The organism is Buttiauxella selenatireducens (assembly GCF_031432975.1).
GTDB lineage: Bacteria > Pseudomonadota > Gammaproteobacteria > Enterobacterales > Enterobacteriaceae > Buttiauxella > Buttiauxella selenatireducens.
Map to the genome: position 1 here is coordinate 2,958,751 of NZ_CP133838.1, position 20,823 is coordinate 2,979,573.

The 20,823-nt window shown below is 53.2% G+C and carries 17 protein-coding genes and 1 pseudogene; 16 read left to right on the forward strand and 2 right to left on the reverse strand.

Annotation, left to right across the window (positions count from 1 at the left end; genetic code table 11):
* Positions 1 to 166: 166 nt before the first annotated feature.
* From RHD99_RS13605 to RHD99_RS13675, 15 genes and pseudogenes are all read left to right on the forward strand, one after another.
* Entirely contained in the window at positions 167 to 952 is a 786-nt protein-coding gene (locus RHD99_RS13605) for a FadR/GntR family transcriptional regulator (RefSeq protein WP_309874475.1), read from the forward strand.
* A gap of 357 nt (positions 953 to 1,309) precedes the next feature.
* On the forward strand, positions 1,310 to 2,815 hold the full coding sequence (locus RHD99_RS13610) for a sulfatase-like hydrolase/transferase (protein WP_309874477.1): 1,506 nt from the start codon (positions 1,310 to 1,312) through the stop codon (positions 2,813 to 2,815).
* A gap of 29 nt (positions 2,816 to 2,844) precedes the next feature.
* Entirely contained in the window at positions 2,845 to 4,176 is a 1,332-nt protein-coding gene (locus tag RHD99_RS13615) for an MFS transporter (RefSeq protein ID WP_309874479.1), read from the forward strand.
* Between the two features lie 72 nt (positions 4,177 to 4,248).
* Positions 4,249 to 4,347: pseudogene (locus RHD99_RS13620) on the forward strand (YidH family protein); the annotation flags it as partial.
* A gap of 291 nt (positions 4,348 to 4,638) precedes the next feature.
* A complete protein-coding gene (locus tag RHD99_RS13625) occupies positions 4,639 to 6,051 on the forward strand; it encodes a PTS transporter subunit EIIC (protein WP_309874481.1) in 1,413 nt (470 codons plus the stop codon).
* A 17-nt stretch (positions 6,052 to 6,068) separates the two neighbouring features.
* A complete protein-coding gene (locus RHD99_RS13630) occupies positions 6,069 to 7,811 on the forward strand; it encodes a sulfatase (protein WP_309874484.1) in 1,743 nt (580 codons plus the stop codon).
* A 53-nt stretch (positions 7,812 to 7,864) separates the two neighbouring features.
* Positions 7,865 to 8,590, forward strand: a complete 726-nt coding sequence (locus RHD99_RS13635; protein WP_309874486.1) for a GntR family transcriptional regulator — start codon at positions 7,865 to 7,867, stop codon at positions 8,588 to 8,590.
* Positions 8,587 to 8,931 carry a YidH family protein gene (locus tag RHD99_RS13640; RefSeq protein WP_309874488.1) on the forward strand — a complete coding sequence of 115 codons (345 nt, stop codon included), beginning with the start codon at positions 8,587 to 8,589 and terminating at the stop codon, positions 8,929 to 8,931. The genes RHD99_RS13635 and RHD99_RS13640 overlap by 4 nt, the downstream gene beginning before the upstream one ends.
* Complete coding sequence (locus RHD99_RS13645; RefSeq protein WP_309874490.1) at positions 8,928 to 9,260, forward strand: DUF202 domain-containing protein; 333 nt, start codon at positions 8,928 to 8,930, stop codon at positions 9,258 to 9,260. Before RHD99_RS13640 ends, RHD99_RS13645 begins: the two co-directional genes overlap by 4 nt.
* A 14-nt stretch (positions 9,261 to 9,274) precedes the next feature.
* Positions 9,275 to 10,573 (forward strand): anaerobic sulfatase maturase, encoded by a 1,299-nt coding sequence (locus tag RHD99_RS13650; protein ID WP_309874492.1) that lies wholly within the window; start codon positions 9,275 to 9,277, stop codon positions 10,571 to 10,573.
* Positions 10,574 to 10,793: 220 nt separating this feature from the next.
* A complete protein-coding gene (locus tag RHD99_RS13655; RefSeq protein WP_309874494.1) occupies positions 10,794 to 12,212 on the forward strand; it encodes an MFS transporter in 1,419 nt (472 codons plus the stop codon).
* Between the two features lie 2 nt (positions 12,213 to 12,214).
* Complete coding sequence (locus RHD99_RS13660; RefSeq protein WP_309874496.1) at positions 12,215 to 13,978, forward strand: sulfatase; 1,764 nt, start codon at positions 12,215 to 12,217, stop codon at positions 13,976 to 13,978.
* A 65-nt stretch (positions 13,979 to 14,043) separates the two neighbouring features.
* Positions 14,044 to 14,388: a YidH family protein gene (locus tag RHD99_RS13665; protein ID WP_309879159.1), complete on the forward strand. Its 345-nt coding sequence runs from the start codon at positions 14,044 to 14,046 to the stop codon at positions 14,386 to 14,388.
* Between the two features lie 134 nt (positions 14,389 to 14,522).
* Entirely contained in the window at positions 14,523 to 14,786 is a 264-nt protein-coding gene (locus RHD99_RS13670) for a hypothetical protein (protein ID WP_309874498.1), read from the forward strand.
* A gap of 15 nt (positions 14,787 to 14,801) precedes the next feature.
* Positions 14,802 to 15,704, forward strand: coding sequence for a LysR family transcriptional regulator (locus RHD99_RS13675; protein WP_309874500.1), 903 nt, complete (start codon positions 14,802 to 14,804; stop codon positions 15,702 to 15,704).
* Positions 15,705 to 15,812: 108 nt separating this feature from the next.
* On the opposite strand, the gene RHD99_RS13680 is transcribed toward RHD99_RS13675, so the two are convergent.
* A complete protein-coding gene (locus RHD99_RS13680) occupies positions 15,813 to 17,714 on the reverse strand; it encodes an aryl-sulfate sulfotransferase (protein ID WP_309874501.1) in 1,902 nt (633 codons plus the stop codon).
* Positions 17,715 to 18,125: 411 nt separating this feature from the next.
* Between RHD99_RS13680 and RHD99_RS13685 the strand changes: the two genes are divergently transcribed.
* On the forward strand, positions 18,126 to 19,853 hold the full coding sequence (locus RHD99_RS13685) for an FAD-binding protein (protein ID WP_309874503.1): 1,728 nt from the start codon (positions 18,126 to 18,128) through the stop codon (positions 19,851 to 19,853).
* A gap of 70 nt (positions 19,854 to 19,923) precedes the next feature.
* Here RHD99_RS13685 and RHD99_RS13690 read toward each other — a convergent pair whose 3' ends face one another.
* The gene (locus RHD99_RS13690) at positions 19,924 to 20,814 is read right to left on the reverse strand and encodes a DUF417 family protein (protein WP_309874505.1); all 891 of its coding nucleotides are present in this window, start codon (positions 20,812 to 20,814) and stop codon (positions 19,924 to 19,926) included.
* Positions 20,815 to 20,823 lie beyond the last annotated feature (9 nt).

Sequence of the window (20,823 nt, forward strand, 5' to 3'; positions counted from 1 at the left end):
ACGTCACAAGGAATCCAGAAAAGATAAGCAACGCTGACAACGCCCGGGAAAATTTCATGGCCTGCCAGGTTAAGTGCGACCCGACACAACCGGGGCGGTTAACTTTAACCTGCGGGTGTTAAATGCTATACAGTGAGCACTGTTGGCATGCAACCGGGTGAACGTCATGACTCAAAACGATAATAAAAAGAGCGACAAAGCGCTTAAGAAAAACGAAAAACACAAAGAGCCCGGCGTTGCCAAAAGGGCATACAAGCAACTTAAGACCTGGCTGATAGCAGGACGCTGGAAACCGGAAGATTGTCTGCCGTCAGAAGCCATATTGAGTCAAGAGTTAGGCGTTAGCCGCAACAGTTTACAAACCGCGCTCAAACTGTTGAACACCACAGGAGCCATCGAGACCGTCAAAGGGAGCGGATCGCACGTCAATAAAGATTTTGCCCCCTATATGCTCAGGGATGATACGAACCTCGTCATCCGGCTTAAGCCGAGGGAGTTTAGCGATATGCTCGAATTCCGACAGAACGTGGAATTGCAGTGTGCGGGGCTGGCTGCCGCCAGAGCGACCCGGGGCGATATGGTAGCGCTGACCAGGGCGTTAAAAGCCATGAAGGCCCAGCAGCATGATCCAACTGAGTTCTCAAAGGCGGAAAGCGAATTTCACTTTGCCCTCATCGATGCCACACATAACACCATCTGGATCAGGGCTATGAATGCCATTCGGGGCGACTATCACGCCTACCTGGCTGAGCTCAATGAGGGTGGTGTTTTCGCTGAGAACGTGGTGGCCCATGAGGCGCTATATCTGGCGCTGAAAGACCAAGACAGTGATGCCGCACTGCGGGCCATGACGACGGTGCTGGCACAGGCCGCGCACACATCCGATATTGTGGCGCAAAACCGTGCAGATAATAAAAGCGTGCAATCCCCCATTATATTTGACGGGGAATAATACCCATTACTAAGGCATTTTAATCGAAAGCCGTGCGGTTGAAACACCCAGAGAATATTCAACCGCCAGAGGAAATAAATAACACGCTATTTACCTTGCACCGCCTGCCAAATAAAAAACGGCCACAAGAACACGTAATAATAAAGGCGATTCAACCGAACTCGTCATGACGACCTGTCCCTGCTGTCTGACCAGGAAAGTTTATTGATATAAACCCTGCCGAAGTCATTCATGACGTCATGAATGCCGCATGGCATAAATTCATGAACGTAATAGTGCCTGTTAGTCTTTTAATAAACCCATGCAGTTAAACCCAGCGGCATTTTTTATTTACTAAACAATGAATGAGATATTATTATGAACCAGAACACAACTGCCCCCCGTAATAACAACAGGCCCAATGTCCTGTTTATTTCCGTCGACCAGTGGCCGGCACATCTGTTTGGTTTTGCCGGCAATCAGACTATCGAAACCCCGACTATTGATAATCTGGCCCGTAGCGGTATTTGTTATTCTTCCGCCTATACCGAATGCCCGATATGCATTCCGGCGCGACGCAGCATGATGACCGGCACTTCACCGCGAACACATGGTGACCGTATTTTTCAGCCGACGCTACCAATGCCAGCACTGCCGACTCTGGCTCAGGTCTTTACGCAGGCAGGCTATCAGACGCAGGCTATCGGTAAACTGCACGCTTACCCACCCCGTGACCGCATCGGCTTTGAGGAAGCGTTTATCGCTGAAGAGGGGCGCAGCCATTTGGGCGGCGTGGACGATTACGAAATCTTTCTCGCCGAGCAGGGATACGCCGGCCAGCAGTTTATGCACGGCATGAGTAACAATGAGTACAGCTGGCGCACCTGGCATCTGGATGAGCATCTGCATGTCACCAACTGGATAACCGCCACCGCCGCGAAAAACATTCGCCGCCGCGACCCGACCCGCCCGGGATTCTGGCATGTTTCTTATACGCAACCCCATCCGCCCATCACCCCCCTGCAGTCCTATCTCGACCGGTACCGCCATCGTCAGATGGAAACCCCGGTCGCCAGTGACTGGTCTCACCAGGCACTCACCCCTTGGGCGGTCAAAATGGCACAGCCGATGTGGGGGAAACTGACTCCGGTGCAACATGCCGATATGCGTCGGGCCTTTTACGCGCAGTGCACGCATATTGATCACCAGCTTCGCCTGCTGATTGGCACACTGCGTGAAGAAGGGATCCTGGACAACACCATCATCCTGTTTACCAGCGATCACGGCGACATGCTCGGCGACCACGGTTTGTATGCCAAACGCTTTCTCTATCAGGGATCGATACAGGTTCCCATGATCCTGGTTGACCGGGCGGGCTCCCATGAAAGCAGCCGCAACACCGTGGATAACCGCCTGGTCGCCCTGCAGGACATTATGCCGACGCTGCTGTCACTGTGTGACATTCCTGTGCCGGAAAGCTGCGACGGCTTCCCGATGACCGGCACACAAAAACGTCAGACGTTGTACTGCGAATCCATGGAAGGCCCCCGCGCCAGCCGGATGATCACTGACGGACAGTACAAACTGCTCTGGTATCCGGCTGGAAATCACTTCCAGCTCTTTGATGTCGTTGAAGATCCCGGTGAACAAAACGACCTCTTCTTCTCCCCTGATAGTCTCACCGTTATCAAACGGCTGCGCACGCAGCTTATGAGTGAGCTGTATGGCAATGACCTGCAGTGGCTCACCGACGGCACCTTCGTCGGTTGCGACGAACCGCCACTGACAATCCCCGTTAACCGCGACCTCGGCGGCCAGCGGGGGATCCACTTCCCGCCGCTGGCCACCGCATCCGATCCGGGCCGGGTTGTCGGGTTTGGTTAACACACGTACGCAACCGCTGTGGAGTTTTTATGACTAACGAAACATTAGTATCGGGCCTGAGCATGGCACCACCCGACGTGGTAGGCAGTGACCGGGTCTTCAAAAAAATCGCCTGGCGGTTATTACCGCTGTTAGTGCTGTGCTATTTTGCCGCCTTTCTTGACCGGGTCAATGTCGGGTTTGCTGCCTTAACCATGCGTGATGATATCGGGCTCTCGGCAACCGCCTATGGTCTGGGGAGCGGCATATTTTTTCTCAGTTACTTCATTTTTGAAGTGCCCAGCAACCTGATGCTTGCCCGTTATGGAGCCAGGCGCTGGATCGCCCGCATTATGATCACCTGGGCGATTATTTCAGCCTGCACGGCGTTTGTGCAGGGCAGTACCTCCTTTCTGATCTTACGTTTTTTATTAGGGGCGGCAGAAGCCGGCTTCTATCCGGGAATCCTCTATTATCTGAGCAACTGGTTCCCCAACAGAAAACGCGCCCAAATCATCTCCCTGCTCCTGCTCTCTAACCCGTTTGCCACCATCATCGGCGCGCCGCTGTCAGGGATAATTTTGTCGGCGGGGCCACATTCGGGTCTCCAGGAATGGCAGTGGTTATTTCTCCTCGAATCCATCCCGTCGCTGGTCCTGGGCCTGCTGGTCATTTTCCTGCTGCCGGATAAAGTCGAGGACGTGAAATGGCTGTCCGTAAAAGAAAAAGCTATCGCCCGGGCGGAGCTGGACGCCGATACTGCCAGCAGAAAAAGCAAGGCGAACGTGGCGCTTTCGCATATCTTCCATCACCCGTGGATCCTCGGACTGGCGCTGGTTTTCCTGGGCATCGCCATGACCAATTCCACCATCAACTTCTGGCTACCGCAGATCATCAAAAGCTCCGGGTTCTCCATCATGGCCACCGGCTTTATCTCGATGATCCCATATATTGCCGCAGTCATTGCGCTGTTGTGGTGGGGAAAACGCAGTGACCGAAAAAATGAACGCTTTTTCCACATGATGGCGCCTCTGGTGGTGGCAATCATCGGGATAAGCATCACTGCGTTAAGCAGCGTACAAATCCTGCAGATCACTGGGTTGACCCTGGCCTCTGCCGGATTGTTTGCCGTCCTCCCCGTGTTCTGGTCCCTGCCCCCGAAATTTATGGTGGGTGCAGCAGCAGCCGGTGGCATTGCAGTCATTAACTCCATCGGCAATCTGGGCGGATTCTTTGGCCCGACAGCCATGGGTTACATCAAGGATATGACGGGGAGTTTTTCGCTGGGACTGCTGGTGAATATCGCCATGCTGATAGTCAGTCTTGTCACCCTCATCATTTTTGCCACCCGAACGACGCTGGGGAAAAAAGAAGAGTCATAACCACGACGCTGCTATAAAAAAACGCCAGCCTCATCTGAGTGAGTCTGGCGTTTTTATCACCGGAGAAATGTCATGACGTGGAAAAAATCAGGAACACCACCGGATTATCGCTTCACCCTGGCAAACGAGCGCACCTTTCTGGCCTGGATACGTACTGCGCAGGCCTTTATGGATTGCTATTGCTTAGCCATGCCTGAGCAAGTGGGGCTGGTTTCTCTCTAATTTCAGGAGATGCTGAACCGTAATAGCGAATCGAGAACATCTGCTACAAACATAGGTTATCGATAATCTTCTCACCATACGTTCAGCACTTCTCACACAATGTCAGGCAGGTGAGGCTTTCCACTTCGGTGTTGTGCTGTGGCCATCCTGCGCTGACATGTGATTATGATAACCATCACATTAATGATAATATTATATTGTTATAACAATATGGTGAAAACAACAACAAAAGGACCTCTAATGAACTACAACCTTGTTGCTGACACCATTGTGAAGCACTGTGGTGGAACAGCGAATCTGGCCCATGTAACAAACTGTATGACCCGTGTCCGTATCACGATAGCCAATGCGGAACAGGTGGATATGCAGGCCCTGCGGGGTATAGAAGGTGTTCTGGGGGTCGTTGAAGATGACACCCTGCAGGTGATTGTCGGCCCAGGGAAATCGTCTAAAGTGGCCGCGATTATCAATGATCTTCTCAGCGGCACCCAGGCAACTATTGCCGTCAGCGACCCCGAGATGAAAGCCAGGCTTGCGCGTGATAAGGCGAAAAAACCCACTCGCATCAAGAGTATCCTGAAGCACATTGCGAATATTTTTGTGCCCATCCTCCCGCCACTGATTGCTGCCGGGATCCTGATGGGCATCAATAATGTCCTGGTGAACTCTGCAGCATCCTTTGCGATGGCACAGCATATTGCGGCGATTGGCGATATGTCGCCGACACAGGTAGTACTGGATCAACGCCACTTGCTGGGGCTGAGTACCTTCCTGGATATCGTGTCCAAAGCGTTGTTTGGTTTCCTGGCTATTTACACCGGGGTCACTTCCGCCAAAGAATTTGACGGTACTGTGGTGATGGGCGGACTTTTGGGGGCGATTACCATTGCCCCACAACTGGCACATCTGGGGCTTATTCCAGGCCAGGGCGGGTTGATTGGTGTGATTTTTGCAGTATGGCTGATGTGCTGGCTCGAAAAACGCGTGCGCCGCATTGTGCCCGATGTCCTGGACGTCGTCCTGACGCCTACCCTTGTTTTGATAATCATGGCGGCAGCCCTGCTGTTCGTGATTATGCCGGCGGCAGGTGTGGTATCGAATGCCATTCTTCATGGCATGAACGGGTTACTGGCCACTGGCGGCATGGCGGCCGGGTTCGTACTGGCCTCGCTGTTCCCGCTGTTGATATCGCTTGGTCTGCATCATGGTCTGTTCCCTATCCATCTGGAGATGATTAACGCAACAGGGCACGCCCCGCTGTTTGCCATCCAGATCATGTCCAACTCAGGTATGGTCGGAGCAGCGACAGCGGTTCTGCTGCTGACCCGGGATCCGATGATGAAGAAAATCGCCAAAGCGGCAATCCCGACATCCATCCTTGCCGTCGGCGAGCCCACCATTTTCGGTGTCAACATCCCGGCAGGTTTCGCCTTCATTACCGGCTCTATTGGTGCCGGTTTCGGCGGCATGATGATCGTGCTGTTGGGTGTGACCACAAATGGCGTGGGGGCCGCCGGTCTTTCCGCGCTGCCGCTCATCGCAGACGGTAAATATTTGCAGTATATCCTTGCCTGGCTAACGGGTTGCCTTGCCGCTTTCGTGTTGACCTATGCCACAGGCAAATTGCGCGGTTACGACAAAGAATCCATCTGAATTAACGGAGACAATCCATGAAAGCCATTATGCTGATGTTCGACTCACTCAATAAGCATATGCTGTCGGCTTACGGCAGTGACGACGCCATCACCCCCAACTTTCAGCGGCTGAAAGAAAGAACGACCCGTTTTAACAACTTCTATGTTGGCAGTATGCCCTGCATGCCTGCGCGCCGTGAAATTCATACCGGGCGGTATAATTTCCTGCACCGCTCCTGGTCCCCTCTGGAGCCATTCGATGATTCGATGCCAGAAATCCTGAAAAAAAATGGCATCCACACCCATATGGTGACGGATCATAAGCACTACTGGCGCGACGGTGGAGCGACCTACCACTCCCGCTATAGCACGTGCGAATTTATACGTGGCCAGGAAGGCGATAGCTGGAAAGGTGTGGTGGATGCGCCCGCTTATCAGTACGAATCCGGCGAGCCAGAAGAGATCAAACAACGGCGTATCGCCAGCAGGACTCAGCATCAGGTCAATGTCCAGTTTATGAAAGACGAGGATGACCACCCGCTGGCGCGCACCATCAACAGCGGGCTGGAGTTTATTCGCACCAACCAGGCTGCTGATAACTGGTTCCTGCAGCTGGAGTGCTTTGATCCTCATGAACCCTTCTTTGTGCCGGAAAAATACCTGGAGATGTACGGTATTGACGACTCTTCCATTTTCGATGGCTGGCCGCCTTATTATTTCGTCACGGAGAGTGAAGAGCGAAAGAGCACGATCCAGAAGTACTACAAAGCACTGCTGACCATGGTGGATGCCTATGTCGGTAAGGTTCTGGACCACATGGATAAATATGATCTGTGGAAGGATACTCTGCTCATCGTCAACACCGATCACGGTTTCCTGCTGGGCGAGCATGAATGGTGGGGGAAAAATATCATGCCGCTTTATAACGAAGTGGCCAATATTCCTTTCTTTATCTGGCACCCTGAATGTGGTGGTGCGGGCGAGTCTCGCGAAGCACTGGCACAAACCATTGATATCCCCGCGACTCTGCTGGATTTCTTCGGTCTGGAAAAACCGGTTGATATGCAGGGGGTTTCACTCAGACCTGCCATTATTAATGATTCGCCGGTGCGTGAACATGCTCTGTTCGGATATCACGGCTGCCATATCAATATCACCGATGGCCGTTACGTGTATATGCGGGCTCCGGTCGAAAGGGATATTGACGAGTTATATGAATACACTCTGATGCCAACCCGCATCAACCGCCGCTTCACCCCGAAAGAACTGCAGGGTCTTACGCTTCACCCGGGGTTCAGTTTCACCAAAGGCTGTCAGGTTCTGAAAATCCCTGCGGAATCTATCATGACCCGGGGAGCCGATCGTTTCGGGCACCGATTGTATGACCTGCAGACGGATCCGAAACAGAAAAATCAGTGTCGTGATTCAGATATTGCAAAACGCCTGTGTGCTGCGATGGAAAATACGATGCAAGCCAATGATGCACCAGAAGAGCTTTGGGCACGTTACGGGTTGACAGCATCACCCATGCTTCTGGGGCTTGACCCGGCAGTTGTGCCAGAGTTCAGTGATTACAGCCCGGATATTCGCTATGGCATGCTATGCCTGTTACAGCATCTGGAGAATGCAGGCGAGAAAACTATTGCACAGCAACTCAGGAGCGAAAGTCAGCCGGGCTGGTCACGGGATGACCTCTGGCGATTCATCCTGGAGACGCTCCCTGCCAGCCAGCATCAGAGTGTGTTCTACAAAATGGCGTTAGAGATGCGGCTTAATTAATGCCATACTCCCCGGATAATCCGGGGAGTGTTCTGAAAAGGAATATTTATGTTATGAAACAAGAGCTTGATTATACACGCGGTGCCAAACCTCTGTACGCTCAGCTATACGATATCCTGCTACACAAGCTGAAAACGGGTGAGTATAAAAAAAATGATGTTCTGCCCACAGAAGCTGAATTTGAAGAGCGATTTGGCGTCAGCCGTATCACTGCCCGACGGGCGCTGGCGGAGCTGGTCGCAAAAGGGCTGGTCAAACGCCAGGCTGGCATCGGAACCATGGTCATCAGTACCTCAGAAAAACAGGGTGTCAAAACACGTATCAGCCTGATGGACGGCCAGCAGCAATTGCCGATCACGCGTAAGAACCTGACGCTGGAGTTAGTCATCCCTCCCGCCTGCGTCGCGCAGGCGTTTAGTCTGCAGAAAGATGAGCCGCTTCAATGCCTGACCCGTATCATTTTCCGGCAGAATGAAATCCCAGCTCAGGTCAACTATATCTGGTTAACACCGCGGCTCGGATCGTTGTCACTGGCAGCTGTGGCTAACGGTCTGTATCACTTCTTCGAAGAGCGCCATGAAAATATCGATGCCTATCAGGACACCATTACCGCAGAACTTCCGAGCGAAGAGGATTGCCGGATCCTTGATATCCAGTCCACCGCCCCCTTGCTGGTGAAGACCCGCAAAGGTTTTAACGATCGAGGGGAGCTGGTTGAATATACGGTAGCCAAACATATTGCGCATTACTATCAATATATTGTGGAGAACAGCCGATGACATGGAGAACCGAAGGCAAGTCACCGGATTACCGATTTACCCTCGCAAACGAACGCACCTTCCTCGCATGGATCCGCACGGCGCTGGCGTTTATGGCGGCGGCGATTGGTATCGATCAGTTGGCCCCTGAGATGGCCCCGGAAATATTTCGCGCAGGCCTGGTCATATTGCTGGGGCTGACGGCTGCCGGGTTGTCCTGTTACGCATGGCGCCGTTGGGTGGCGAATGAACGGGCGATGCGTCAGGATGCCGACCTGCCCTTCCCACGAGCTCTGCTGTGGCTGAGTTCCGGATTAGCGCTCTGCATCATCCTGACGCTGACTGCGCTGGTGGGATTATGAATATCGCTTTACGGGAAAGAGATCCAGGACTACAACCCGAACGCACGGCGTTATCCTGGCATCGCACGGCGTTCTCGTCACTGGTGCTGGCCCTGGCGACAGTACGCGCCGGTTTTGTCAATGCCGATATCCTTCTCGCCATTCTGGGCAGTGCATCTGCGGTTGTCTCTCTTGTTCTGGTGTGGGTATCCTTACGCCGCCAGCGGCAAATTGTCTGTGACACCAGGCTGACTACGCCAGGATCGGCTATGGCCAAGTGCCTGATTTGTCTCGCGCTGGGGCTGAATGCACTGGCGATTACCCTGCACACCCTTGTCCGGTTGTTCTGAAAAGAGATATCTGTATGACCCTTACTGTGAACGGTTGTCACGTCATGGCAAAGCCCACGGGCTCTGTCTGCAATATTGACTGTAATTACTGCTTTTATCTGGAAAAAGAAGCGTTGTACCCGGAGCGAAAGCAGAACTGGCGCATGTCGGATGAGACGCTGGAGCAGTATATTCGCCAGCATATTGAAGCCCAGCAAAGCCAGCAGGTGACGTTTGCCTGGCAGGGTGGCGAACCCACGATGATGGGGCTGCCCTTCTTCCACCGGGTGATTGCGCTGTGCGAAAAATACGGTCAGGGAAAGCAGATCCAGCATGCTCTGCAGACCAATGGGATCCTGATGAACCCGGAATGGGCCGCCTTTTTCGCAGAACATCATTTCCTGATTGGATTATCTATTGACGGGCCGCAGGCGCTGCATGATACGTATCGGGTAACGCGTGCAGGCGGCGGCACTCACGCGAAGGTGATGGAAGCGCTGGCGCTACTGAAGCAGCATAACGTGGAGTTCAATACGCTGACGGTGGTCGGGAAACACAACGTATCCCACGCCCGGGAAGTCTATGAGTTCTTGCTTGCGGCAGGCTCACGCTATATTCAGTTCATTCCGCTTGTCGAGCGCATCAGCACGGCCGAAACGTCAGCCCTCAACCTGGTTCTGCCAGGTGAAAGCGCCGCCACGCTGGCCCCCTGGACAGTCCCTTCCCGGCAGTTTGGTGAATTTCTCAGTGAGATTTTTGATATCTGGGTTCGACGAGACATCGGTCGCGTCTCGGTGCAGATGTTTGATGTGGCAATCGCAGCCTGGAATAGCCAGCCGCCGGTACTCTGCGTGCATACCGAAACCTGCGGGCATGCTTTTGCGCTGGAATCCAACGGTGACCTGTACAACTGCGACCACTTTGTTTATCCGGAACATCGTCTGGGCAATATTCACCAGCAGGATATTCGCGAACTGAATAACAGCGAGCAGGCCTACGCATTTGGTCAGGCAAAACGCGACACACTGACCACAGACTGCCGCCAGTGTGAATTCCGGTTTGTCTGCCACGGCGGTTGCCCCAAACATCGTTTCGCGGTGTCGTTCACCGGACAACCGGGTCACAACTATCTGTGCGCAGGCTACAAACACTTTTTCCGTCATATCACCCGGGACATGAATCTGCTGCGCGACCTACTCAACGGCGGCTATCCTCCGGAAGCCATGATTTACGCGCAAGCGCAAAAGAGCGTTGCCGTCGGCAGTGTCAGCCGTAACGATCCCTGCCCGTGCGGCAGCGGGAAAAAATATAAAAAATGCTGTCTGCAAAGTTAGAACAAAGTCACATTTTCGTACATTCCGGCAACACCTCACGGGGCTTCACGTCAGGAATGCAATAGCAAAAATTCATTGTGTTACAACTGATTGCACGATACCCGTTATCCACGAACGTCACTCTATAGGTTTTTTCTATAGTGTCTGAGAACAAACTATTATCCCCACCTCATCCAATGTTTTAACAATAGGAGCGCCCAACCAACAACAAGGACTAAAAATGGAACGGTTAACTCTTTCCAACAAACTCAGCTATGCCGCAGGTGGGGGATTTGCCTCCAACCTCAGCTTTTATGCGATGCTGGTCTTCTTCATTACCTATGCCTCCGATATTTACGGCGTTAACCCCGCCACAGTAGGCGCGATCACGCTTGCCGCCAGAGGGTTTGATGCGTTTCTCGATCCGATTATGGGCGCTATTGGTGACCGTACCCGTACCCGGCTCGGAAAATACCGTTTCTGGATAATCACCTCTGCGCCCGTTCTGGGTTTTACCACCTGGATGGTGTTCGCCTCCCCTGACTTCTCTGCCACCGGCAAAGTCATGTATGTCGCCTTCGTGTATATGCTGTACTCGATTGTGTCGACGGTTTCGAACATTCCCTATCACTCTCTGACCGCCTACATCACCGATAAAGTCACGGAGCGCAGCAACATTGTGCTGCTCAAGCAGTTCACCGGTATCATTGCGCAGTTTATTGTCAGCGCAGGCGGCATCACCATTCTGACCGCCTTCAGCCAGACCACAGATACCACAGGTCGTGCCGTTGTCGATGTGCACAGCTACCAGTATCTGGGGGCACTGTTTGGCGTGGTAACCACCATCGGATTCTGGATTTGTGCCTGGGGAGCCCGCAAGCAGGACTCCTGGCAACGCATCCAGCAGGATGAAGCTGCCCTGCACATCCGGCCGCCAGAAGGCAAAATGCAGTTCGTCATCGGCGTGTTTAAACATCTGTCGACGGCGTTTCGCAGTCGCTCGCTGGCCTGCCTGGCCCTGGCCTCAGCCTCCAATACGCTGTCGCTGGCCATTACCGCAGGCGTAACCGTCCAGTTCTACACTTGGGTGTTGCACGACACTAAACTGGTCGCCACCGGCGCCCTGCTGAACGCCCTGTTTGGTGCCTGCATGTATCTGGTGGTGAAAGCGCTGGTACACCGCTTCGGCAATAAAACGGCCTTTGTAGCTATCTGCTGTATCGCCATCGTGCCGTCTCTGGTGCTCTGGTTAACCTTCTCCCCGGCGCACACCACTTACACCCAGGTGATGCTGGCCTGCATTATGGCGTTCTGTCAGGCCGGTTCTCTGGTCACCTGGATGATGGTCACCGACTGTGCGGACGAGCTGCGCTGGAAAACCAAGCAAAACGCGGCGGGCATCGCCTCTTCCACCCTGACGTTTTCCAATAAGTTTGGCTCTGCGGTGGGTGCTTTCGTGCTGGGCTGGATGCTGGATTTAGTCGGTTACCTGCCAGGTGTACCGGCACAGCCAGAGCATGCGTTGCAGGGGTTGACCCTGCTGATGGTGCTGACACCGGTTTGCGGCCAGCTGTTGTCGCTGCTCGCCATGGTCTTCTATTCCCTTAACCGGGAAAACCACAAAGAGATTTGTATGAAGCTGCTGGGCTCAGGAGAATAAAAATGAAAGCCGTTGTACTGATGTTTGACACGCTGCGTCGCAGCAAGCTGCCACCGTATAATTCTGATGCCCACCCGTTGCCGAATTTCCAGCGGCTGGCAGAGAAAACGGTGCGTTTTGATAATTTCTATGTCGGTTCGATGCCGTGCATGCCTGCCCGTCGCGATTTACACACCGGGCGGCTGAACTTTCTGCACCGCAGCTGGGGGCCGCTGGAGCCGTTCGATGACTCCATTTTTGAGATAATGAAAAAAAATGGCATCTATTCCCATCTGATAACCGATCACCAGCACTACTGGGAAGACGGCGGTGCCACCTACCATAACCGCTATAACAGCTACGAGTTTATTCGCGGTCAGGAAGGTGACCTATGGAAAGCTAAAATTGGCTTCAACGGCGCTGAACATCTGGATTCATGGAAAAAAGCCGAGCCGCTGCGCCGGAACATGTTCCAGCATGACCAGATCAACCGCAGCTATATGCCGCGCGAAGAAGATTACCCGCAGGCCCGCTGCTATCAGGCCGGCCTTGAGTTTCTGGCGGAGAACCATAAAGAAGATAACTGGCTCCTGCAAATTGAGAGCTTCGATCCCCATGAGCCCTTCTTCGTGCCGGATCGCTTTAAGAAAATGGTCGATCCGGCGTTGGTCGGTAATCAGGACGACTGGCCGGAATACAGCTCAACGGAACGTATCAATAACCCGGAAAAAGTCGCTAACGGGGAAAAGCACTATCAGGCGCTGATGCTGATGTGCGATGAGTACCTGGGCAAAGTGCTCGATTTCTTTGACGCGCATGACTTGTGGCGGGACACCCTGCTGGTCGTCAACACCGATCATGGCTTTATGTTTGGTGAAAAAGAGTGGTCCGGCAAAAGCGTGATGCCGGTCTACAACGAAATTGCCCATGTGCCGTTCTTTATCTGGGATCCGCGCTACGGCTGCGCGGGTGAAGTACGCACTGAGCTCGCACAGATGCACGATCTGTCGGTGACCCTGCTCGATGCCTTTGGTCTTGAGAAAGCGCCGAACATGACCGGCCACTCCCTGCTGCCGGTGCTGACTAAATCCGGGCCGGTCAAATCAGAAGCCATCTTTGGCTACTTCGGTGCGCATGTCTCCCTCACTGACGGGCGTTATGTTTATATGCGCGGCAGCAAGGCGCCGGAAAACACACCGCTTTACGAATACACGCTGATGCCAACACGCATGCGTCGCCTGTTTAATGCCAGTGAACTGCGGGACGCCACGCTACATCCGGGCTTTTCGTTCTCCCAGGGAATGCCTTTGCTGAAAGTGCCTGGTTCTGCGGGTTTTTACAGCTCCTACGCTCACGGCAACTTGCTGTTTGATTTGGAGAATGACCCACAGCAGGAGCGCCCTCTGTGTGATCCGGATCGTGAAGCTGGGTTTATTCGCAAACTATGGCAGGCTCTGAAGGACGCAGAAGCACCTGCGGATGAATGGCTGCGCCTGGGGATCCCGCAAAACCTGGCGGAGATCACGACAGAATATGTAGCTCAGGAGCATGCCCGGCGTGAGCAGATCCTGCGTGAACATCTGGGGACACTGGCCGATGTCAGTATGCATCCCGATACCCGCACGTTGCTGCTGGAAATCGTCGCCTGCCCTGGCGGGAAGCCTTTCCTGGATGACCTGACCACAGCCTGCGGCGGTCGCACACTCACTCGGGCCGAGGTCGTACGGTGTTATGAGAAGGGAAGCTATGCGCAGGAACTCTGGTTTTTGTTCAACAAACCTTATTGATTGACTTACCGGGCATCACCGAAGGGAAATCTGCCGGTGATGCCACCAGCATTAAGGAGAAGGAATTGGCGGAAGAAAATGAAAAATCATTTCCGGATTATCGGTTTACGCTGGCGAACGAACGCACCTTTCTGGCCTGGATCCGCACGGCGCTGGCCTTTATGGCAAGCGCGGTTGGTATCGATCAACTGACCACTCACCTCGCCCCCACCCTGTATCGCCTGGCGCTGGTAGTTTTGTTGGGGGTGACTTCGGCTGGCCTTTCGTTTTATGCGTATCGCCGCTGGGCAGTTAATGAGACAGCCATGCGACATGCTGCCGAACTGCCCTTCCCCCGGATACTCATCTGGATCAGTTCAGGGCTGTTTGTCACGGTATTGCTTACGCTGGTTTTGATGGTGGTAGTCTGAATTTGCTGTAACGAGGAAGGGATCAGGGGCTTCAGCCTGAGTGCACTGCGATGTCCTGATACCGGACAGTTTTTTCAACACTTACACTTTCAATGTTCATCATCAGGGAGGGACTTAGCCGTGGAGACAGCTTTATGGGCGGGCTGGATGTCATATCTACGCTGCTCTCCTTGCTGATGGTGGTCGTCTCCTTCAGACGCCAGAAGTTCATCGCTTACGATGCTGAACTCATCTCCATATCTTCAGTGACTGTCAAATGGCTGATATGCTCGGTGTTATATATCAATGCCCTGGCACTGATGTTCCGCGGCGTTGCGATTCTGCTCCCGGGCTTTTTTTTCTATTTTTACGGGTTCGTTCTTCCTGTACTGAACCCTATGGTGGTTTTTCAGTGTTAACGTGGCGGCTATATTATGCATTTACACAAACTTATCTTTCAGTTCAAAACGCTGGTAGACAACAAGACTTTCACAGCCGCCGCGGAGGTGCTGTGCATCTCTCAGCCCACGCTAACCCAAAACATCAAACGGCTTGAATCCTCGCTGGAAGTCTCGTTATTAATCCGTGGCAATAAACATGTGTCATTAACCGTCTACGGAGAAAGCCTGTATCAGCACGCCTCAATGCTAGACAGAAGCTACCGACAGGCGCTGTCGGATATTGACATGATTAAACGTAATCATCGGCAGACACTGATTCTCGAGTGCGGGCATGCCTGGAGTCACGGTCTCCTGTTTGATCTAATGAAAAATTATATCGCTCACTATCCTGACGTGCGGATGGTTATCCGAAGTGCCAACACCGTCACCGGGCAAAACCATCTTCTGCGGGGCGACTGTGATATTGCACTGGGTGCCATCCCGGTGCTGGAAAATCGCATATCAGGGATCCATTATGTCCCGGTCTTTACGTCGCAATTTATGCTGTTTTGCTCACGTGAACATTTATGGGCCCCGGCGGAAAGCATCACCGAAGAGCAGCTCGCCCGGAGCGACTGGGTAATTCTCAGACATGAACCTGACGACGGTGAGTTTGACGACCCGCTGTTGTGGCAGATCCCCCCTGAGAAAATCCGATTTGAAGTGTACTCCGTCTCTAGCGCTATTACTCTTGTCAGACAAAGCCAGTGTCTTGTCGCTCTCCCCAGACAACTTGAGCATGAGGCGACAAGTAGGGGGTTGAAGCCACTGAAGGTCGATATCGAATTCGCCGCCTTTGAAACCGGAATGATGTACACCGATGACGTGTTAAAACACGACCATAAAAAAGCCTTTATTGATGCCATCATTAGCGAAAAATCCTATTTTGGGCAATAAACATACCCGGCCAGAAGAGTGCATAAATGCCCCAGTGAACGTTATTTCACCGGGGCATATCTTCAGAAGCGACTCAGTTGATATATACGTCGCCAGGAAGAACAGGCATTAGCTGTAGAGCGCCATCTTATACGCCCGGAAAGCGTATAAATCGATCCGCCGGATATCCGTTTCATCGCCAGCAGGGGTTTTGAACACACCTGATGTTAACTGGATCTCAAAAAGCGGCATCGCCGTATTCAAATCGATTTCCTGCAAAATCACGCGCCCCTGGAAAGGCGCGGAGAGATCTTCGGCAGGATCGATTCTGTCGGAATACCCCGGCTCCAGCGTGACGGGGAGTCCCGCCGGATAATCGACATTTTGCTGAAAATTACTGCCGCCAAAATTCGCCAGTAGACGCGGTGCCGTAGCATCGCCCTGGAAATCAAAGAAACGGGCGGTTGAGACATACGGGCTGTAACCTTCAGCCCCGATTTCTGACTCCCCGTACTCGGACAACTTTCTGACTTCACGGCTGTTCAGATCCACCTGATAACGGGCGCAACGGGACGCATTTTCAGACGCCACCACACCCAACTCCCGGTCGCGGGTTCTGTAGTTTCCGTTGTTAAAAATGGAAAACTCAAGGAGCGATGAGCCGCTAGCCGAGCGCGTCACCTGCACGTTGTGCTGCCCCCAGGTCCAGAACGACCTGTCCGCTTGCGCTTTTTGCAACGGCTGACTCAAATCATAGGCAAGGCCGGTATCCGGATTCACCGGTGCCAGCAATAAGTCAGACCAGTCAGTGGTGGGCTCGCCCGATTCCGTGGCTTCCCACTCATCGTGGTTTGCTGAAATAAAGCGCAGCTCACCGCTTTCCCTGTCAACACCAATCACGGCTCCCTGATGGCGGCAGGAGGCAATCAGCAAGCCAGTATTGCTGTCAAACACCACCTGATTCAGATGCACCCAGTCATAGGTATTCGGAATGGAAAAATCCAGCGGCACAGGCGTGCGCCAGAAATTCATGATGAACCGCAGATCGTAATAAGCGCGCTCAAAACCGGTCGTCAAATCCAGGATGGCGATGCAATCCTCTGATGTCGGCCCCTGATTGGCGCCATCCGGATCTGGGCCTTCACCGCTGTTGCGGGCGCTGATGAAATCAGACGTATAAAGCAGCGCATTTTCGCCCGCCAGCTCATGCAACGAATGGTGGGCTCTGTCGCGAACAAAATAGACTCCGTGAACGCGACCTGTGGCATCAAACCGCCAGAGCTCCCGCTGGCCCAGAGGTTCATTCGCCCCCAGGTCTGACGGGATGTAGTAATGCCGAAGATGATCATCCGAGCCGATAAACGTGCCATCTGCCAGGCGCACCGTGTTGTATGTCGGCAGGCACAGCGACGGGGCATTATCGGGGTCACCTGCCAGCACATACCAGCGAACGTTGGCCTGTCGGTCAAAGGCAATAAACGCGCGCGCTGGGGAGACGGCTGTGAAATACAGCTCATCTCCCACATCAGCTTCTTCCGCAACCTGGGTAACCCGGATCTCAGGAAAACCATGACTGATGCCGGCTTCAGTATCGGTGGGCGGTAGTGCGGCTAGGGTCACCGAAGTCTGAAAGGTATTCACCCCGTCGCTGACGCTGAGCTGGCACACGGTCGGTACAGCAGCTCTGGCGACAAATCCGAGCACCGGCAACGTAATCACCTGGTCCACCTCAAGATCGGTGTAAGTATGCACAATCGCCGGAGCGGCGGGCACATCGGTGGAGGAGACGGTGACCGTGATTTGTGTACGGGTATTCCAGAAGCCCACGACACCGCTTAGCGGCGAGCGGCTGAACAGGTCCTGCTGGTATTGCTCCATGCCACTGCCCAGTGTATGGGTGGCATCCAGCGAGGCTATGAACGCATCATAGAGTAGATTATCTCGGACGACCGGCTCTGCCTGGGTTTGCAGGCCCGGCTGATAACTGCCGTCGCCCGGATCACGGTGTCCGATATGTGTTGGTGTAGCCATTTTGATTATCCTTCATGGGTGATGGAAATAAGCGTTAGCGCTGACAAACACATTCCCTGTTGCCCTAAACATCGCGATCATCGTTTTACCGCGTGATTAAAACCCGCGACATCAGACAGCCTGTTCATCCCTGCCCCGAAAGATACTCAAAGGCACAACAATGTGATGACGGTTAACTGAATACCGGCTCAAAAAGATTACGGCTAAACTTATCCCTTGCTCTTCCCCAAAAGACCACGCCACTGAGCGCCCTCCTCCCGCACCCGCTTTCCTTTTAAACCCGGTTCCATTTTCCAGTATCTGCATGCATGGATAACGCTGAATACTCCCTGCGCCCGGAAATTATTCCGGCACAACGCAGGTATTCATCTGAATACCCTGCCACGTTAATATCCAAAAAAGGGTGAATCCATGGCTGTTATCTCCATTAATAATACCGACCCACGACATTCCACCTTTCAAAAGGGATTTAATCTGCGCTGGCCAACGGGAAATATTCAGGGGCAATCGTCATCCAGCGGCGCCGATATGATTTATTTCTGCTCATCCATTGACGATATTATCAGTGCCGCGGCAGCTGGTTTAAAAAATGGTGGACGAATGACCGTCAGGAGTGGAGGACATTGTTACGAAGGATTTGTCTCAAATAAACTGGCCGGGGAAAATGTCCCTTTTTCTGTTATCGATATCAGCCTGCTAAGTGGAATGGAATACAGCGATACGCTCAGTATCGGCACGGATTTCCTCTCTGAAGAAAAGTACCGAATGAAAGTGCTGGCAGGCAGTCAGAACTGGGATAATTATGCAGAGTTATATAAAAGAAGCGGAAAAACGATCCCAGGTGGCTCCTGCTATTCCGTCGGTGCGGGTGGGCATATTTGTGGCGGGGGTTATGGTTATTTATCGCGTCAATATGGGCTGAGCTGCGACTGGCTCTCGGGGGTCGATATTCTGGTGCCCGATGCCGAAGGGACAGGACTGAAAGGGGTGCATGTTTCCCGCCATCATTTACCGGATATCGACGACATTGATGATGCGGGTTATCTGTTTCTGGCCTGTTGCGGCGGCGGCGGTGGGCAATTTGGCATTATCACGGCGTATTATTTTGACGATCTGCCGGTAGCTCCAGCTGAAGTCTTATGGACCGTGCTCGAATGGCCGCAGAATTCACTCACCCTGTCCGATATTAAAACCTTCCTCAACGCTTACTATTTATGGTTTTCGCAGCATGACGATAACCCGGACACATGGGGATTATTTACCAAACTGGATTTACGGCATGTGAATTCAGGCCCCATTAATCTGGGCATCCATTTTATTGACCGCAATAACGGCGTAACGGACACCACGGTGCTGGAGGATTTTTATCGTCACGTCGTCGCGTTACTACCGGAAGCCCGTGTTTCGCTGTCCCCGTTCCCGGCAGCACACGCCTCCGTGAATAATTTATCGCAACAGACAGTCAGCACCTGGGCTGATTTTGAACGTCACACCCGCAGAATGGACTGGCTGTATTTCACGCAAAATGTGAATGCATCCGGTGAAAACAAAAAAGGCCGGTATAAATCAGCCTATCAGAAAGGGGGCAGCGAAGGTTTTCATGCTGTCCCCGCGACAGCGTTATGGAACGCCATCAATGCGCCGGATCCCCATGGCGTTCTGACCAACAGCGGCATACAGATACAGTCCTATGGCGGGCAAATCAATCAAGCTTCCGAAACCGCTGTCGGGGATTACTCCGCACTGGTGCAACGCGACTCGGTGCTGAAATGGCAACCCAGAGCCTACTGGTACGATACGCAAAACATGACCCCGGATGAGGCCCTGGCCCTGGATGATACCTGTGCCGTCTGGTTAAGAACGTTATACCGCGACGCCTTTCCGGCGGTGCTGCCAGGCCAGGTGGAGCCAGGGATCCCGGTCAACGATGATTTTGATGGCTGTTATTTCAACTACCCCGATCTTGATATGAAATATAAAAATGGCAATGCGAATGACAACGATGCGCTAAACCCGGACTGGCGCGCGATTTACTTTCCGCGGGGTAAAGAAGCGATACTCAGACAGGCGAAAACGCTGTGGGATCCGCTGAATATCTTGCGCCATGAGATGTCCGTCGAGCCTGAACATCCGCTCTGAATGACATCCGGCCCCGGGCCGGATGTTTTCTGGCACCACTGATCCCCTTGTTCTGATCTTCATTTCGGCACTATGCAACAGATTTTACGTTCGTGCGGAAGATGTTGGCGAATGGCGTCAGGAACAGCACCAGCGCCCCCAGTAATAATAATTCATCCTTGATAAGGAACTGCCCGGTACGGCCGATAAACGGGAAGCCGTAACCCGATTGCCAGCCGGGTAAGCTGAGCAGGAAGGTGTTGGTCAGCAGATAGGTACAGATCGCCGCCAGGAAACCCAGACGCGCAATATTCGGACGCCATGGCCAGAACAACATCAGTGCCGCTGTGCCCAGTTCAGTCAGCCCGATAACAATGGAGGCCTGTTGAATGGTGCAGAAGTTATACAGCCAGGAGAAGAACGGGCTCGTTTTCATCAGATGGCTGACACCTGTCGCTTCCACGGCAGTAAATTTCATGCCCCCTATCCACAACAACACCAGCAGTTGCCCCAGCCACAGGCCCAGTACCGCAGTGCGATACAGACGCGCATGACGCTGAAAGGCAAAAATCCCCAGCCCTAACGCCGCGATACCCAGATGTTTGAGCAGCGTTTGTCCGCCGCCAATCACCGGGAAACCGTTGTAAACGTCAGTGTGCTGGTACATCGGCTTGCCAATCAACAAGAACAGTGCGGAGAACCAGAACAGCGCCGCCGCCAGTCCGGCATAGCGCCGAACCGTCTCATGAGGGACCAGCAACATCAGGCCAATCGCGACCTCAAGCGCGCCGACGCCGATACTCACGGAATGGGCCATGGAGGCCGCTGGCAACCAGTCATACTGCGCCAGCAAGGCGGCCATGGTGTCGGTCATAAAGGGCCAGAAGCGCATAGCGCCAAACCACATCATCACCACACCCAGCAAAACAGAGATGAGTCGCCAGACGGATTGGCCCGCGACCGGTAATTCACGTTCGTTCATAAAATTTCC